The organism is Streptomyces sp. NPDC090022 (assembly GCF_044748145.1).
In the GTDB taxonomy this organism is placed as follows: Bacteria; Actinomycetota; Actinomycetes; order Streptomycetales; family Streptomycetaceae; genus Streptomyces.
The window spans coordinates 13,387-30,193 of record NZ_JBIVFN010000012.1; the positions used below are offsets into that span (position 1 = coordinate 13,387).

A 16,807-nucleotide genomic window follows, 5' to 3' on the forward strand; every position below is an offset into this window, starting at 1 on the left:
CCGTTCCTTCAGCAGGGCGGGCGGTAGCCCTCCTCGGGGGTGCGCGGGCCGCCCGCCGTGACGATCGCGGCCTCCGGGCGGGGCAGCGGGGTCCCGTCCGGCCGCAGCGGTACCGGGGGCTCGGTGACGGTGCCCACGTCGGCGGCGGGCCGGCCGGTGTTGCGGGCCGTGACCCGGTTCGTGGGCGGCGGTGAGAGGACCTGGGCCGCGCGGACGAAGGCGATGAAGCTCTCGTAGTCGCGCTGGTGCCGGTACGGCTCCCGGAAGCCCTCCAGCGCCGGGTAGCCGTCATGGGCGAGGAACGTGTACGAGGGGGCCGCCAGCCGGTAGCTGCGGGCGGGGTCGAGCGGTACGCCGTCCACGAGGACGTCGGAGGGCTCCACGCGGTCCCCGGCGGGGCCCTGCGCGTCGAAGGAGTAGCGGACGTTCCGGGAGACCGCCAGGGGCGCGAAACGCAAGGCCCCGTCCTCCTCCCGCGTCCACTGCTGCTCCAGGGCGTCGTGGAGCTGCTGCCCGGTCACCCAGGCGCTGACGACCGGGTCCCCGAAGCCGACCGCCCGCCAGGCGCGGCCGAAGGTGACGGCGCCGCCGGAGGCCGTGTCCAGGGGCAGGTCCCCGGCGATGACGGCCTGCCCGAACCGGGGGGCGACGGCGACCAGGGCGAGCTGGGCGGGGACGTTGGGGTGGATGTTGGCGTCGTTCTCGGGATCCGTGGGCCGCTGGCCCGCCCACAGGGCCCAGTCGGCGACGAGGTCGCCCATGGTGGACTCGCCGGCCGTGTTCCGCGTACGGGAGAAGGAGCCGGTCTGGCGGCCGATGCGGGAACGGTCGCGGGCGGTGGCCTGGCCCGCCCAGTAGTCGGCGACGGCCTTCAGCTCCGGGTGGGGGGTGACGTCGCGGGTGTTGGGGTGGTTGGTGGAGACGGTCAGCTCGCGGACCACCGCGCCGGTGGCCGGGTCGAGCCGCAGGCTGATCTCGTTGACGACCTGCCCGTAGCAGCCGGCCTCGACGAACGGACGGGGGCGGCCGTCCGGGTCGGGGACCATCATCGTGAAGCGGGTGTGCCAGTGCCCGGTGACGATCGCGTCGATGTCGGGGGAGACGCGCAGCGCGAGGTCGAGGGCGGGGCCCGAGGGGTCGGTGCCGCTGTTGAAGTCACCGCCGGCCACGGCGCCGTCGTGCATGCTCAGCACGATCGCGTTGACGCCCCGGGCCTTGAGCAGCGCCGCGCAGGAGTCGGCGGTGGCGATCTCGTCGAGGGTGGCCAGGCCGGGCTGGAAGGAGCCGGGGAAGCGCTCGGTGCCCAGCGCGGTGAGGTGGATGAAACCGATCGGCAGGAGCCGGCCGTCGGGGGCGGTGACGTACTCGACGTGGTACGGCGGCAGCACCGGCAGGCCGTCGGTGGTGCGGACGACGTTGGCGCTGTAGTAGCGGAAGTCGGCGCCGTGGAAGGGCAGGCCGGAGGAGTCGGTGAAGGCGGTGTCCCGGCCCGCCACCGGGAACGGGATGCCCTGTTCCATATGCCTTTGCAGCATGGCGGGCGATTTGTCGAACTCGTGGTTGCCGGCGGTGGCGAAGTCGAGCCCCATGCGGTTCAGGGCCTCGATCGTCGGTTCGTCGGCGAAGGCGGCCGCGTCGAACTCCCAGCCGCAGAAGGCGTCGCCGGGCGTGAAGAAGAGCGAGTTGCGGCGGCCGTCGCGCAGCCGCTCCAGATGGGTGGCCATGGCGGCCACGCCCCCGACGGTGTAGGTGAGGCCGCCGTTGCCGGTGATGACGGAGTGTCCGCCGGGGGCGCCCTGGAGGTAGCCGTGCAGATCGCTGATGCTGAGCAGCTGGACGTCGACGTACTCGTCGGCGCCGGCGGCGTCCCGGGCGGCGGGGGTGGCATGGGCGGGGACCCCGGTGGCGAAGGTCGCCGCCGCGCCCAGGGCGGTCAGGAACGTACGCCGTCCCGGGTCGTGGAAACGGCGGTGCTGCGGCGTCGTACCGGCGCTGGTGCTCACCTCCGGCATGGTCCCGCCCGGCGGGGCGCGCGTCACGGCGGCGTGCCGGAAGAGACGTCCTACCGGGGGTGCGTGGGCCGGCCGGGGTGCGTGGGGTCCGCGGGGTGGGTGGGGTGAGTGGGGTTCACGGGGTCCGGGGTGCGGTGGACGGCGCGGACGCAGGCCAGGGTGAGGACCACGCCGGCGGCGAGGGCGGCCAGGGACAGGCCCCAGCCCGTCAGGAGCAGGGTGAGGTCGAAGGGGCGGTTCCACGGCCGGGTGGTGTTGATCAGCCAGCCGCCCAGGGCGAACAGCCCGAGGCCGAGGGCGGCGAGGAGGCCCGTCCGGCCGTCGGGGTCGGGGACGCGCGGAGCCCGCGGTGCGTCCACGTCCCGCGGTGTGTTCATGCGACCACCCCTTCCGAAGGGATGGTAGAGGCAGGCGCCGTGGCGCACGAAGACCGGTACTCCGCCCCCGAGCGGGGGAGTACCGGCCTTGGTGTGTGGCGTGGTCGCCGTCAGAGGACGCGGACGGCGCCCGACGGCTTGTCGTAGCTCAGGGAGCGCTCGACGATGCCCGTGCTGGGGTTCTGCGCGCCGACGAACTTGCCGCCGCCGACGTAGATGGCGACGTGGTAGGCGCTGCCCTTGCCGCCCCAGTAGAGGATGTCGCCCGGCTGCAGCGCGCTCAGCGAGACGGAGCGGCCGGCCAGGGACTGGTCCTGGGAGGTGCGGTCCAGCTTGATGCCCGCCGCGCGGTACGCGGCCTGCACCAGGCCCGAGCAGTCGTACGCGGAGGAGCCGGTGGCGCCCATGACGTACGCCTTGCCGACCTGCGCGCGGGCGAAGTTCACGATGGTGGCGGCGTTGCCGGTCGCCGGGGCGCTCGGGGTGGTGACCGAGGAGCCCGAGCCGGAGCCCGTGGAGGCGGACTTGGTGGAGAGGTCGGTGCGCTCGGTGCCGCGCGTGGCGCGCTCGGCGGCGGCCTTGCGCTCGGCCTCCTCCTTCGCCTTCTGCTCGGCCTTCTTCTGCGCCTGCTCCTTGGCCTGCTTGGCCTCGGCGGCGGCACCGGTGCGGGCGGTCTCCTCGAGCGAGCTCAGCTCGCCCTGGAGGGCCGCCGCACGCGTGTTGTCCGCGGCCTTGGCAACGGCGGTGGACACCTCGGTGCTCAGGTCCATGTTCAGGACCGGCATCTCGAGCGTCTCGGTCACGGGCTCGGCGGCGGGGGACGCGCTCGCCGTGCCGGCCATCGCCAGGGTGCTGAGAACGCCACCGGCAACTCCGGCGCGAACCGCGAGCTTCGAGGCGCTGCGACGGGGCTTCCGGTGGCTGGGTATGTGAGCGGTGTGGGACATGAGAACAACCGCTATCAGGGCTGTGGGGGTCCCATCAAGAAACGTGGTCTGCACCACAGTTGCGCGCCGATGGCGCGAACCGGGCGCCCTGCATTCCTTATTGACGCCGTAACGGACGATTCGGACACCCCCTCACAAGCCCGTGATCATGGGCTTTCCATATTTAGTCCGTTTTGACCGCCACTTAGCACTCATCGCAACAGTTGGCCAAGCCCCCTTTTGAAGGGCCTTCTGTGGTGTGATGCAGGTCACAGAAATATCTCGCCGTGAGGTGGCTGTGTCCGGCCCGTGATCCGTCTGTGAGGTATCCGTCGCGGGTTCGTGAACGGATGCACGCGTCCACTTCCGGGCGCGGGTCCTCATCCGCCCGGGTGAGGCGGATTCCCTTACCAGTTGGGCGACCGCCCTGCCAATTTGCCTGCACGGACCATCATTTGATAGTGCGGCACCCGTTCCACCTGCGGTAACGGCTGTGGATGTCACCTTTGGTGATCACATGGATGCTTCGCGTATGAAGATCACCACTGTTCGGGCTTCATGATCCTTCGTCTGGTGGTGGAGATCACAAACTCGTTGTTGTTACCCGTGTCGCAGATCACAGACCGACAGGCATAGGATGCGCACCAGTCCGGCTTGTGAACTGCCTCACATGCGACCTCGCACCATGGAGGGCGATCTTCGGGGCGGGGCTCCCTGGCCGGCCCACAGCGGTCCAACGGTCAAGGACGACTGGAAGGAGCGAGGAGCGTGAATGCCTACGCGCCCATCCTCGTGCTCGGCGCCCTCGGCGCAGGGTTTGCGATCTTCTCCGTGGTCATGGCCACGCTGATCGGCCCGAAACGGTACAACCGAGCGAAGCTAGAGGCATACGAGTGCGGCATCGAGCCGACCCCGGTGCCGGCCGGCGGCGGCCGCTTCCCCATCAAGTACTACCTGACGGCGATGCTCTTCATCGTCTTCGACATCGAGATCGTCTTCCTCTACCCCTGGGCCGTCACCTTCGACGCCCTGGGGATCTTCGGGCTCGTCGAGATGCTGCTCTTCGTGCTCACCGTCTTCGTCGCCTACGCGTACGTCTGGCGGCGCGGCGGCCTGGAATGGGACTGAGGGGCTGAGTTTTCCATGGGACTGGAAGAGAAGCTGCCGAGCGGCTTTCTGCTGACCACCGTCGAACAGGCCGCGGGCTGGGTGCGCAAGGCATCCGTCTTCCCCGCCACCTTCGGCCTGGCCTGCTGCGCCATCGAGATGATGACGACGGGTGCGGGCCGCTACGACCTGGCCCGCTTCGGCATGGAGGTCTTCCGCGGCTCGCCGCGCCAGGCCGATCTGATGATCGTGGCGGGGCGGGTCAGCCAGAAGATGGCGCCGGTGCTGCGTCAGGTCTACGACCAGATGCCCGCTCCCAAGTGGGTCATCTCGATGGGCGTGTGCGCCTCCTCGGGCGGCATGTTCAACAACTACGCGATCGTCCAGGGCGTCGACCACATCGTCCCGGTCGACATCTACCTCCCCGGCTGCCCGCCGCGCCCCGAGATGCTGCTGGACGCCATCCTCAAGCTCCACCAGAAGATCCAGAGCTCCAAGCTCGGTGTGAACCAGGAGGAAGCGGCCCGCGAGGCGGAGGAGGCAGCCCTGAAGGCACTCCCCACCATCGAAATGAAGGGGCTGCTCCGATGAGCGAGACCCACGAGCCGCAGAACGGGAACGGCAGCGGCGACGGCAACGGGAACGGGAACGGGAACGGTGTTCCGGCTCCGCGCGCCCAGGACGGGCCCGAGGTCATCGCCGTCCGCACCGGCATGTTCGGCGCCGCCCGGGGCGGCGGCGACACCAGCGGCTACGGCGGCCTGGTCCGCGCGGTCACCCTGCCCGGCGCCTCCCCGCGCCCGTACGGCTCCTACTTCGACGAGGTCGCCGACGAGCTGGAGGGCGCCCTGGAGGAACAGGGCCTCGTCCCCGAGAACGCCATCGACAAGACGGTCGTCGACCGCGGCGAGATCACCTTCCACATCGCCCGCGAACACCTCGTACAAGTGGCACGCACCCTGCGTGACGACCCGGCGCTGCGCTTCGAGCTGTGCACCGGCGTCTCCGGCGTGCACTTCCCCGGGGACAAGGGGCGGGAACTGCACGCGGTCTACCACCTGCGCTCGCTCACCCACGGCCGGCTGATCCGGCTGGAGGTCACGGCCCCCGACGCCGACCCGCACATCCCGTCGCTCGTCGCCGTCTACCCGACCAACGACTGGCACGAGCGCGAGGCGTACGACTTCTTCGGCCTGATCTTCGACGGGCACCCGGCCCTCACCCGGATCATGATGCCGGACGACTGGCAGGGCTTCCCGCAGCGCAAGGACTACCCGCTCGGCGGCATTCCCGTCGAGTACAAGGGCGCCCAGATCCCGGCTCCCGACCAGCGGAGGTCGTACAGCTGATGAACACCGGCAACGCATCGCACCACGCGTCCTCCCGCGAGACCACCGAGGGCACCGTCTACACCGTCACCGGCGGCGACTGGGACGAGATCGTCCGGTCCGCCGCCAAGGCCGACGACGAGCGGATCGTCGTCAACATGGGTCCCCAGCACCCGTCCACCCACGGAGTGCTCCGCCTGATCCTGGAGATCGACGGCGAGACGGTCACCGAGGCCCGCTGCGGCATCGGCTACCTGCACACCGGAATCGAGAAGAACCTCGAATTCCGCAACTGGACGCAGGGCACCACCTTCGTGACGCGCATGGACTACCTGACCCCGTTCTTCAACGAGGCCGCGTACTGCCTGGGCGTCGAGAAACTGCTCGGCATCACCGACCAGATCCCCGACCGCGCCACCGTCATCCGCGTGCTGCTGATGGAGCTCAACCGGCTCTCCTCGCACCTGGTGTGCATCGCCACCGGCGGCATGGAACTGGGCGCCACCACGATCATGATCTACGGGTTCCGTGATCGTGAACTCATTCTCGACATCTACGAGCTGATCACCGGCCTGCGCATGAACCACGCGTTCATCCGCCCCGGCGGACTCGCCCAGGACCTGCCCCCGGGCGCCGTCGACCAGCTCCGCGACTTCGTGAAGACCATGAAGAAGAACCTGCCGGAGTACGACAAGCTCGCCACCGGCAACCCGATCTTCAAGGCCCGTATGCAGGACGTCGGCTACCTCGACCTGACCGGCTGCCTCGCGCTCGGCGCCACCGGACCGATCCTGCGCTCCGCCGGCCTGCCGCACGACCTGCGCAAGACCGACCCGTACTGCGGCTACGAGACCTATGACTTCGACGTCCCGACCACCGAGACCTGCGACTCCTACGGACGCTTCCTGATCCGCCTGGAGGAGATGCGCCAGTCGCTGCGCATCGTGGAGCAGTGCCTGGACCGGCTGGAGCCGGGCCCGGTCATGGTCGCCGACAAGAAGATCGCCTGGCCGGCGCAGCTGGCCATGGGCCCCGACGGGCTCGGCAACTCGCTCGACCACATCAAGAACATCATGGGCACCTCCATGGAGGCCCTCATCCACCACTTCAAGCTGGTGACCGAGGGCTTCCGGGTCCCGCCCGGCCAGGCGTACACGGCCGTCGAATCCCCCAAGGGCGAGCTCGGCGTCCATGTCGTCTCCGACGGCGGCACCCGCCCCTACCGGGTCCACTTCCGCGACCCGTCCTTCACCAACCTGCAGGCCATGGCCGCGATGTGCGAGGGCGGCCAGGTCGCCGACGTCATCGTCGCCGTCGCCTCCATCGACCCCGTGATGGGAGGCGTCGACCGATGACCGCCAGTCCTTCGAACCAAGGGGTCGCGCTGGGCATGCCCCAGCTGCCGGCCCCCGACTTCCCGGCGGACGTCCGCGCGCGGCTCGAAGCCGACGCGGCGGACATCATCGCCCGCTACCCCGACAGCCGCTCCGCGCTGTTGCCGCTGCTGCACCTGACGCAGTCGCAGGAGGGCTACGTCTCGCGTACCGGCATCCGCTTCTGCGCCGAGGTGCTCGGCCTGACCACCGCCGAGGTCACGGCGGTGGCGACCTTCTACACGATGTACCGGCGCAAGCCGTCGGGCGACTACCAGGTGGGCGTCTGTACGAACACCCTGTGCGCGGTGATGGGCGGCGACGCCATCTTCGACGAGCTCAAGGCGCACCTCGGGGTCGGCAACAACGAGACCACCGCCGACGGCAAGGTCACGCTGGAGCACATCGAGTGCAACGCGGCCTGCGACTTCGCCCCCGTGGTGATGGTCAACTGGGAGTTCTTCGACAACCAGACCCCCGAGTCCGCCAAGGCCCTGGTCGACGACCTGATCGCCGGCCGCGAGGTCGCGCCGACCCGCGGCGCGCCGCTGTGCACGTACAAGGAGACCGCCCGGATCCTGGCCGGGTTCCCCGACCAGCGCGAGGGCGCGGTCGAGGCCTCCGGCGGCGCCGGCCGCGCCTCCCTGATCGGTCTGCGCATCGCCCGCGGCGAATCCCCGGAGCAGCACAAGATCGTCCACCCGCGTGGTGAGACCGCGGCAGAAGGAGGGGAGTGATGTCCGTGTCGTCAAAGGAAAGTCACGGGGGCACCTCCCAGCCGGAGGCTGGGGGAGGCACGAGCCCGGAGAAGCTCCTCGCCCCCGTGCTCTCGGCCTTCTGGGACGACCCCCGTTCGTGGACGCTGGAGACCTACCGGCGCCACGAGGGCTACGAGGGCCTGCGCAAGGCGCTCGCGATGTCGCCGGACGACCTGATCGCGTACGTGAAGGACTCGGGTCTGCGCGGACGCGGCGGCGCGGGCTTCCCCACCGGAATGAAGTGGCAGTTCATTCCGCAGGGCGACGGCAAGCCGCACTACCTCGTCGTCAACGCCGACGAATCCGAGCCGGGAACCTGCAAGGACATCCCCCTCCTCTTCGCCAATCCGCACTCCCTCATCGAGGGCATCGTCATCGCCTGCTACGCGATCCGCTCGCAGCACGCCTTCATCTACCTGCGCGGCGAGGTCGTGCCGGTGCTGCGACGCCTGCACGAGGCGGTGCGCGAGGCGTACGAAGCCGGCTACCTCGGCCGCGACATCCTGGGCAGCGGTCTCGATCTCGAACTGACGGTGCACGCGGGCGCGGGCGCGTACATCTGTGGTGAGGAGACCGCTCTCCTCGACTCGCTCGAAGGCCGGCGCGGACAGCCCCGGCTGCGTCCCCCCTTCCCCGCGGTGGAAGGCCTCTACGCCTGCCCCACTGTCGTCAACAACGTCGAGTCGATCGCCTCGGTTCCCGCGATCCTCAACAAGGGCAAGGAGTGGTTCAAGGCGATGGGGACGGAGAAGTCCCCGGGCTTCACGCTCTACTCGCTCTCGGGCCACGTCGCCGGCCCCGGCCAGTACGAGGCCCCGCTCGGCATCACCCTGCGCCAGCTGCTCGACATGAGCGGCGGGATGCGGCCCGGGCACCGGCTGAAGTTCTGGACCCCGGGCGGCTCCTCCACGCCGATGTTCACCGACGAGCACCTCGACGTGCCCCTGGACTACGAGGGCGTCGGCGCGGCCGGCTCGATGCTGGGCACCAAGGCGCTCCAGTGCTTCGACGAGACGACCTGCGTGGTGCGTGCCGTGACCCGCTGGACGGAGTTCTACGCCCACGAGTCCTGCGGCAAGTGCACGCCGTGCCGCGAGGGCACGTACTGGCTGGTCCAGTTGCTGCGCGACATCGAGGCCGGGAAGGGCGTCATGTCCGACCTCGACAAGCTGAACGACATCGCCGACAACATCAACGGCAAGTCCTTCTGCGCGCTCGGCGACGGCGCGGCCAGCCCGATCTTCTCCTCGCTGAAGTACTTCCGCGACGAGTACGAGCAGCACATCACGGGCAAGGGCTGCCCCTTCGACCCCAGGAAGTCGACCCTCTGGGCCGACACGGCCACGGAGGTGACCGCATGACCGCCCCGGCAGAGGACCAGGTCTCCCTGACGATCGACGGCGTCGAGCTGTCCGTGCCCAAGGGCACGCTGGTCATCCGGGCCGCCGAGCAGATCGGCGTGGAGATCCCCCGTTTCTGCGACCACCCGCTCCTCGACCCGGTCGGCGCCTGTCGGCAGTGCATCGTCGAGGTCGAGGGCCAGCGCAAGCCGATGGCGTCGTGCACCATCACCTGCACCGACGGCATGGTGGTCAAGACGCAGGCGACCTCCCCGGTCGCCGACAAGGCCCAGCGCGGCGTGATGGAGCTGCTGCTCATCAACCACCCGCTGGACTGCCCGGTCTGCGACAAGGGCGGCGAGTGCCCGCTGCAGAACCAGGCGATGTCGCACGGCAACAGCGACTCCCGCTTCGAGGGCCGCAAGCGCACGTACGAGAAGCCCGTGCCGATCTCCAGCCAGGTGCTCCTGGACCGCGAGCGGTGCGTGCTGTGCGCGCGCTGCACCCGCTTCTCCAACCAGGTCGCCGGCGACCCGATGATCGAGCTCCTGGAACGCGGCGCGCTCCAGCAGGTCGGCACCGGCGAGGGCGACCCGTTCGAGTCGTACTTCTCCGGCAACACCATCCAGATCTGCCCGGTCGGCGCGCTCACCTCGGCCGCCTACCGGTTCCGCTCCCGCCCCTTCGACCTCGTCTCCTCCCCGAGCGTGTGCGAGCAGTGCGCCGGCGGCTGCGCCACCCGCACCGACCACCGCCGGGGCAAGGTGCTGCGCCGCCTGGCCGCGGAGGACCCCGAGGTCAACGAGGAGTGGATCTGCGACAAGGGCCGCTTCGCGTTCCGCTACGCGCAGCGCCCGGACCGGCTGACGACCCCGCTGGTGCGGGACGCGGACGGGGTGCTGAAGGAGGCGAGCTGGCCGGACGCCCTGGCCGCGGCCGCGGCGGGCCTGACCGGTGCGCGCGGCCGGGCGGGCGTGCTCACCGGCGGCCGGCTCACCGTCGAGGACGCCTACGCGTACGCCAAGTTCGCGCGCGTCGTGCTCGACACCAACGACATCGACTTCCGGGCGCGCGTGCACAGCGCCGAGGAGGCCGACTTCCTGGCCGCGACCGTCGCCGGCCGCGGCGTGGACCTCGGCGGCGGGGGCGTCACGTACACGGAGCTGGAGGCGGCCCCGGCCGTCCTGCTCGTCGGCATCGAGGCGGAGGAGGAGGCCCCCGGGGTCTTCCTGCGGCTGCGCAAGGCCCACCGCAAGCACAGGCAGCAGACGTACGCGCTGGCGCCGTTCGCGACCCGGGGCCTGGAGAAGGCGGGCGGCCGGCTGCTGGCCGCCGCTCCCGGCACCGAGCCGGAGTGGCTGGCCGCGCTGGCCTCGCGCACCGGCCTGGAGGCGGGCGGGGCCGAGGCGGCGGAGGCGCTGCGCGCCCCCGGTGCGGTCATCGTCGTCGGCGAGCGGCTGGCGGGCGTGCCCGGCGGGCTGACCGCCGCCGTCTCGGCGGCCGCGGCGACCGGCGCCGCTCTGGTGTGGATCCCGCGCCGGGCCGGCGAACGGGCGGCGGTCGAGGCGGGCGCGCTGCCCTCCCTGCTGCCCGGTGCCCGGCCTGCGACCGATCCGCGGGCCCGCGACGAGGTGGCCGCGGTGTGGGGCCTGCCGGGGCTGCCGCACCGCTACGGCCGCGACACCGGCCAGATCGTCGAGGCCGCGGTCACCGGCGAACTCGGCGCCCTGCTGGTCGGCGGCGTCGAGGTCACGGACCTGCCCGACCCGGAGCGGGCCCGGCAGGCGCTCCAGGAGGCCTTCGTGGTCAGCCTGGAACTGCGCCCGAGCGAGGTCACGGCCCACGCGGACGTGGTCCTGCCGGTCGCGGCCGTCGCCGAGAAGCCGGGCGCGTATCTCAACTGGGAAGGCCGGCTGCGCCCCTTCGAGGCCGCCCTCAAGCCCGACATGATGACCCGCCGGCTGGCCCCGGCCGACCTGCGGGTGCTGCACATGCTGGCCGACGCCGCCGGCCACCCGCTCGCACTGCCCGACGTGCACGCCGTGCGCCGCGAGCTCGACCGGCTCGGCCCGTGGACCGGCGACCGCGCCACCGAGGCCGCCGCGCAGACCCGGCCGCTGCCGCGCCCGGCCGCCGGCGAGGCGGTGCTGGCCGGCCACCGGCTGCTGCTGGACCTCGGCCGGCTCCAGGAGGGCGACGACGCGCTGGCCGGCACCCGGCACGCGGCCACCGCCCGCCTGTCGGCCGCCACGGCCGCCGAGACCGGTGTCAAGAACGGCGACTCGCTCGCCGTCACCGGCCCCTCGGGCACGGTCGTCCTCCCGCTCCAGATCACCGAGATGCCCGACCGCGTGGTCTGGCTCCCCCTGAACTCCCGGGGCCACGGCGTGCGTGCCGACACCGGCGCCCACGTCGGAACGCTGGTCCGGATCGGCCCCGCCGGCCCCGAGGTCCCGGCCGGCGCGGACGCGGAGGTGGCGTCGTGACCGCCACCGCGCCCACGGCGGCCGCAGGCCCGCGGCCCCGTACCCACGTCCTTCGGCCGGGCACCGCCCCGGCCCCCGCACGGGAGGTGCGAGCGTGATCCACCTCGCCCAGTTCGCGGCGCAGCCGCACGTCCTCGCGGCCGAGGACCTGTCGCTGTTCGGCCGTGACCCCTGGTGGCTCGTGGTCGTCAAGGCCGTCTTCTGCTTCGCGTTCCTGATGGTCACGGTGCTCTTCTCCATCGTGTGGGAGCGCAAGGTGGTCGCCTGGATGCAGCTGCGCATCGGGCCCAACCGGCACGGCCCCTGGGGCTTCCTGCAGTCCCTCGCCGACGGCGTCAAGCTGATGCTGAAGGAGGACATCGTCGTCAAGCGGGCCGACAAGGTGGTCTACGTCCTGGCCCCCATCGTCGCCGCGATCCCGGCCTTCATGGCGATCGCCGTGATCCCCTTCGGGCCGCCCGGCGACGAGGTGTCGATCTTCGGGCAGCGCACCACGATGCAGCTGACCGACCTGCCGATCGCGATGCTCTACATCCTCGCGGTGGCCTCGGTCGGCGTGTACGGCATCGTGCTCGCCGGCTGGTCGTCCGGATCGACGTACCCGCTGCTCGGCGGGCTCCGCTCCTGCGCACAGATGATCAGCTACGAGATCGCGATGGGCGCGGCCTTCGCGTCGGTGTTCCTCTACTCCGGCTCGATGTCCACCTCCGCGATCGTCGAGGCGCAGGCCGACCGCTGGTTCATCGTGCTGCTGCCGGTCTCCTTCATCATCTACGTCGTCACGATGGTCGGTGAGACCAACCGCGCCCCGTTCGACATGCCGGAGTCCGAGGGCGACCTCGTCGGCGGCTTCAACACCGAGTACTCCTCCATCAAGTTCGCGATGTTCATGCTGGCCGAGTACGTCAACATGGTCACCGTCTCGGCGGTCTCGGTCACCCTCTTCCTCGGCGGCTGGCGGGCCCCGTACCCGATCAGTGCCTTCTGGGAGGGCGCCAACCACGGCTGGTGGCCGCTGCTCTGGTTCGTCATCAAGGTCCAGCTGCTGCTGTTCTTCTTCATCTGGCTGCGCGGCACGCTGCCGCGCGTCCGCTACGACCAGCTGATGAAGCTCGGCTGGAAGGTGCTGATCCCGGTCTCGGTGGTCTGGCTGATGCTGGTGGCGACCGTCCGGGCGCTGCGCAACGAGAGTTACGACTTCAGCGAGATCGTCCTGTACGTCGGCGGCGGTGTGGTCGCCGTCCTCCTGCTCTCCCTGGTCGTGGACCTCTTCCGCGACCGCAAGGAGAAGGCGGCCGCGGACCGGGCCGGCAAGGCCGCCGAGGCCGAACCGTTCGACCCGATGGCGGGCGGCTTCCCGGTCCCGCCCAAGCCCGGCCAGCACCTGGCTCCCGTACCGCGCCGACGGTCCCGCTCCGAGCGGGAGCTGGTCGCCGGCGGGACGAATTCCGACAGCGACCGAGAGGAGGGTGCTGGACATGTCTGACGCTGACGAGAAGTGGCAGAACCCGGTGGCCGGCTTCGGCGTGACCTTCAAGGCCATGTTCAAGAAGCGGCTCACCGAGCAGTACCCGGAGGAGCACAAGACCACCGCTCCGCGCTTCCACGGACGGCACCAGCTCAACCGGCATCCGGACGGTCTGGAGAAGTGCATCGGGTGCGAGCTGTGCGCCTGGGCCTGTCCCGCCGACGCGATCTACGTGGAGGGCGCGGACAACACCGAGGAGGAGCGCTACTCCCCGGGCGAGCGCTACGGCCGCGTCTACCAGATCAACTACGCCCGCTGCATCCTGTGCGGGCTGTGCGTCGAGGCGTGCCCCACCCGGGCGCTGACCATGACGAACCAGTTCGAACTGGCCGACGCCAGCCGCGAGTCGCTCATCTACACCAAGGAGCAGCTGCTCGCCGGGCTGACGGAGGGCATGGTCGAGGCCCCGCACGCGATGTACCCGGGGACGGACGACCAGGACTACTACCGGGGTCTGGTCACGGGCGCGGCGCCGGGGACGGTCCGGCAGGCGGCCGTCTCCAAGGGCGAGCCGGCGGACGCGGCGGGCACCGGCAACGGGGAGGTGGGCGCGTGAACGGCGTGCTCGCCGCTGCCGCCTCCACCGGCGAGGCCGTGCAGTTCTGGGTGCTCGGCACGATCGCCGTCATCGGGGCGCTGTGCACGATCCTGATGAAGAAGGCCGTCCACAGCGCCCTGTGCCTGGCCGGCACGATGATCATCCTGGCGGTGTTCTACCTCGCCAACGGTGCCTACTTCCTGGGCGTCGTCCAGGTCATCGTCTACACCGGCGCGATCATGATGCTCTTCCTCTTCGTGGTCATGCTCGTCGGTGTCACGGCCGCCGACTCCCTCAAGGAGACCCTCAAGGGGCAGCGCTGGCTCGCCCTGCTGTGCGCGCTCGGCTTCGGCATCCTGCTGATCGCCGGTCTCGCCCAGGCCGGGCTCACCCAGTTCAACGGACTCGGCCGGATCAACTCCGCCGGGCACGTGGAGGGCCTGGCCGCGCTGATCTTCACCAAGTACGTCTTCGCCTTCGAGATCACCGGCGCGCTGCTGATCACGGCGGCCGTCGGCGCGATGGTGCTCACCCACCGCGAGCGCACCGAGCGGGCCGCCACCCAGCGCGAGCTGGCCGAGCGGCGCGTGCGCGAGGGCGTCCAGCTCCCGCCGCTGCCCGCGCCCGGCGTGTACGCCCGGCACAACGCGGTGGACGTGCCCGGTCTGCTCCCCGACGGCACCCCGTCCGAGCTGACCGTCAACAAGACCCTGCGCGACCGCGGCCAGATCCGCGACGTCTCCGGCAAGGCGCTGGACGACCTGAAGGCCCTGGAGCAGGCCTCGGCCGAGCGCCTGGGCCGGGACGCGCGTGAGGAGGCCCCGCAGTGAATCCGGTCAACTACCTGTACCTGTCGGCCCTGCTGTTCACCATCGGCGCGGCCGGCGTGCTGATCCGGCGGAACGCGATCGTGCTGTTCATGTGCATCGAGCTGATGCTCAATGCCTGCAACCTCGCGTTCGTCACCTTCTCCCGGATGCACGGCAACCTCGACGGGCAGATCATCGCCTTCTTCACGATGGTCGTCGCCGCCGCGGAGGTCGTGGTGGGCCTGGCGATCATCGTGTCGCTGTTCCGTACCCGCCACTCGGCCTCGGTCGACGACGCCAGCCTGATGAAGCTGTAAGGGGCGTACACAGTGGAGAACTTGATTGCGCTGCTGGTGGCGGCGCCCCTGCTGGGAGCGGTGGTGCTGCTGTGCGGCGGCCGCCGCCTGGACCGCACCGGCCACTGGATCGGCACCCTGCTGGCAGCCGTCTCCTTCGGGATCGGCGCGGTGCTCTTCGCGGACATGCTGGGCCGCAGCGCCGACGACCGGACCCTGACGCAGAACCTGTACACCTGGATCCCCGTCGAGGGCTTCCAGGCGGACGTGGCCTTCCAGCTCGACCAGCTGTCGATGACCTTCGTGCTGCTGATCTCGGGCGTGGGCTCGCTGATCCACGTGTACTCGATCGGGTACATGGAGCACGACGAGCGCCGGCGCCGCTTCTTCGGTTATCTGAACCTCTTCCTCGCGGCGATGCTGCTGCTGGTCCTCGCCGACAACTACCTGCTGCTGTACGTCGGCTGGGAGGGCGTGGGCCTGGCCTCGTACCTGCTCATCGGCTTCTGGCAGCACAAGCCCAGCGCGGCGACCGCCGCGAAGAAGGCCTTCCTGGTCAACCGGGTCGGCGACATGGGCCTGTCGATCGCGATCATGGTGATGTTCACGACGTTCGGGACCTTCGCCTTCGGCCCCGTGCTCTCCTCGGTCGGTGAGACGAGCGAGGGCACGCTGACCGCGATCGGCCTGATGCTGCTGCTGGCGGCCTGCGGAAAGTCCGCCCAGGTGCCGCTGCAGTCCTGGCTCGGTGACGCGATGGAGGGCCCGACCCCGGTCTCGGCCCTGATCCACGCGGCCACCATGGTGACCGCGGGCGTGTACCTGATCGTGCGCTCCGGCGCGATCTTCAACGCCGCTCCGGACGCGCAGCTGGTGGTGACCATCGTGGGCGCGGTGACGCTGCTCTTCGGTGCGATCGTCGGTTGCGCGAAGGACGACATCAAGAAGGCGCTCGCCGGTTCGACGATGTCGCAGATCGGCTACATGATCCTGGCCGCCGGCCTGGGTCCGATCGGCTACGTCTTCGCGATCATGCACCTGGTCACGCACGGCTTCTTCAAGGCCGGCCTCTTCCTCGGCGCGGGTTCCGTGATGCACGGGATGAACGACGAGGTGGACATGCGCAGGTACGGCGGCCTGCGGACGTACATGCCGATCACCTTCGTCACGTTCGGCCTCGGCTACCTGGCGATCATCGGCTTCCCGGGCCTGTCGGGCTTCTTCTCCAAGGACAAGATCATCGAGGCGGCCTTCGCGAAGGGCGGCACCGAGGGCTGGATCCTGGGCGGCGTGGCCCTGCTGGGCGCGGCGATCACCGCGTTCTACATGACCCGCGTGATGCTGATGACCTTCTTCGGCGAGAAGCGCTGGCAGCCGGACGAAGAGGGTCACGAGCCGCACCCGCACGAGTCCCCGAAGTCCATGACCCTCCCGATGATCGTGCTGGCCTTCGGGTCGGTCTTCGCCGGCGGGTTCTTCGCGATCGGCGACCGGTTCCTGAACTGGCTGGAGCCCGTCACCGGCTACGAGCACGGCCACCCGCCGGTCAGCGCGGCCGTGGTCACCGGCGCCACCATGGTGACCCTGGTGATCGGCGTCGCCATCGCCTGGGTGATGTACGGCCGCAAGCCGGTCCCCGTCCTCGCCCCGCGCGGCTCGCTGCTGACCCGCGCCGCCCGGCGCGACCTGCTCCAGGACGACTTCAACCACGTCGTGCTGGTGCGCGGCGGCGAGCACCTGACCCGCTCCCTGGTCTACGTCGACCACAGCCTCGTCGACGGCGCGGTCAACGGGACGGCCGCCGGCGTCGGCGGACTCTCGGGCCGGCTGCGCAAGCTGCAGAACGGCTACGCCCGCTCGTACGCGGTCTCGATGTTCGGGGGCACGGCGATCCTCATCGCCGCGACCCTGCTGATGAGGGCGGTGTGA

15 protein-coding genes are annotated in these 16,807 nt (G+C 70.6%); 12 read left to right on the forward strand and 3 right to left on the reverse strand.

Going from position 1 to position 16,807, the window contains the following annotated elements; genetic code table 11:
- Window positions 1-8: 8 nt before the first annotated feature.
- From ACIPXB_RS21350 to ACIPXB_RS21360, 3 genes are all read right to left on the reverse strand, one after another.
- Window positions 9-2,003 (reverse strand): bifunctional metallophosphatase/5'-nucleotidase, encoded by a 1,995-nt coding sequence (locus tag ACIPXB_RS21350; protein ID WP_401452199.1) that lies wholly within the window; start codon window positions 2,001-2,003, stop codon window positions 9-11.
- A 59-nt stretch (window positions 2,004-2,062) separates the two neighbouring features.
- Window positions 2,063-2,389, reverse strand: coding sequence for a hypothetical protein (locus ACIPXB_RS21355; RefSeq protein ID WP_401452201.1), 327 nt, complete (start codon window positions 2,387-2,389; stop codon window positions 2,063-2,065).
- Between the two features lie 110 nt (window positions 2,390-2,499).
- Window positions 2,500-3,336: a C40 family peptidase gene (locus tag ACIPXB_RS21360; RefSeq protein ID WP_401452203.1), complete on the reverse strand. Its 837-nt coding sequence runs from the start codon at window positions 3,334-3,336 to the stop codon at window positions 2,500-2,502.
- Between the two features lie 747 nt (window positions 3,337-4,083).
- On the opposite strand from ACIPXB_RS21360, the gene ACIPXB_RS21365 reads away from it, so the two are divergent.
- From ACIPXB_RS21365 to nuoL, 12 genes are all read left to right on the forward strand, one after another.
- Window positions 4,084-4,443 carry an NADH-quinone oxidoreductase subunit A gene (locus ACIPXB_RS21365; RefSeq protein ID WP_030201784.1) on the forward strand — a complete coding sequence of 120 codons (360 nt, stop codon included), beginning with the start codon at window positions 4,084-4,086 and terminating at the stop codon, window positions 4,441-4,443.
- A 15-nt stretch (window positions 4,444-4,458) separates the two neighbouring features.
- On the forward strand, window positions 4,459-5,013 hold the full coding sequence (locus ACIPXB_RS21370; protein WP_401452205.1) for a NuoB/complex I 20 kDa subunit family protein: 555 nt from the start codon (window positions 4,459-4,461) through the stop codon (window positions 5,011-5,013).
- A complete protein-coding gene (locus ACIPXB_RS21375) occupies window positions 5,010-5,771 on the forward strand; it encodes an NADH-quinone oxidoreductase subunit C (RefSeq protein WP_401452207.1) in 762 nt (253 codons plus the stop codon). Before ACIPXB_RS21370 ends, ACIPXB_RS21375 begins: the two co-directional genes overlap by 4 nt.
- Window positions 5,771-7,105 carry an NADH-quinone oxidoreductase subunit D gene (locus ACIPXB_RS21380; RefSeq protein WP_401452209.1) on the forward strand — a complete coding sequence of 445 codons (1,335 nt, stop codon included), beginning with the start codon at window positions 5,771-5,773 and terminating at the stop codon, window positions 7,103-7,105. The genes ACIPXB_RS21375 and ACIPXB_RS21380 overlap by 1 nt, the downstream gene beginning before the upstream one ends.
- Window positions 7,102-7,860 carry an NADH-quinone oxidoreductase subunit NuoE gene (gene nuoE, locus ACIPXB_RS21385; RefSeq protein WP_401452211.1) on the forward strand — a complete coding sequence of 253 codons (759 nt, stop codon included), beginning with the start codon at window positions 7,102-7,104 and terminating at the stop codon, window positions 7,858-7,860. Before ACIPXB_RS21380 ends, nuoE begins: the two co-directional genes overlap by 4 nt.
- Window positions 7,860-9,242: an NADH-quinone oxidoreductase subunit NuoF gene (gene nuoF, locus ACIPXB_RS21390; RefSeq protein WP_401452213.1), complete on the forward strand. Its 1,383-nt coding sequence runs from the start codon at window positions 7,860-7,862 to the stop codon at window positions 9,240-9,242. Before nuoE ends, nuoF begins: the two co-directional genes overlap by 1 nt.
- Window positions 9,239-11,707, forward strand: coding sequence for an NADH-quinone oxidoreductase subunit G (locus ACIPXB_RS21395; protein WP_401452215.1), 2,469 nt, complete (start codon window positions 9,239-9,241; stop codon window positions 11,705-11,707). The genes nuoF and ACIPXB_RS21395 overlap by 4 nt, the downstream gene beginning before the upstream one ends.
- A gap of 94 nt (window positions 11,708-11,801) precedes the next feature.
- On the forward strand, window positions 11,802-13,193 hold the full coding sequence (gene nuoH, locus ACIPXB_RS21400) for an NADH-quinone oxidoreductase subunit NuoH (RefSeq protein ID WP_401452217.1): 1,392 nt from the start codon (window positions 11,802-11,804) through the stop codon (window positions 13,191-13,193).
- Window positions 13,186-13,791 carry an NADH-quinone oxidoreductase subunit NuoI gene (gene nuoI, locus ACIPXB_RS21405; protein ID WP_401452219.1) on the forward strand — a complete coding sequence of 202 codons (606 nt, stop codon included), beginning with the start codon at window positions 13,186-13,188 and terminating at the stop codon, window positions 13,789-13,791. The genes nuoH and nuoI overlap by 8 nt, the downstream gene beginning before the upstream one ends.
- On the forward strand, window positions 13,788-14,603 hold the full coding sequence (locus tag ACIPXB_RS21410) for an NADH-quinone oxidoreductase subunit J (protein ID WP_401452221.1): 816 nt from the start codon (window positions 13,788-13,790) through the stop codon (window positions 14,601-14,603). The genes nuoI and ACIPXB_RS21410 overlap by 4 nt, the downstream gene beginning before the upstream one ends.
- Complete coding sequence (gene nuoK, locus ACIPXB_RS21415; protein WP_401452223.1) at window positions 14,600-14,899, forward strand: NADH-quinone oxidoreductase subunit NuoK; 300 nt, start codon at window positions 14,600-14,602, stop codon at window positions 14,897-14,899. Before ACIPXB_RS21410 ends, nuoK begins: the two co-directional genes overlap by 4 nt.
- Window positions 14,900-14,911: 12 nt before the next feature.
- On the forward strand, window positions 14,912-16,807 hold the full coding sequence (gene nuoL, locus ACIPXB_RS21420; RefSeq protein WP_401452225.1) for an NADH-quinone oxidoreductase subunit L: 1,896 nt from the start codon (window positions 14,912-14,914) through the stop codon (window positions 16,805-16,807).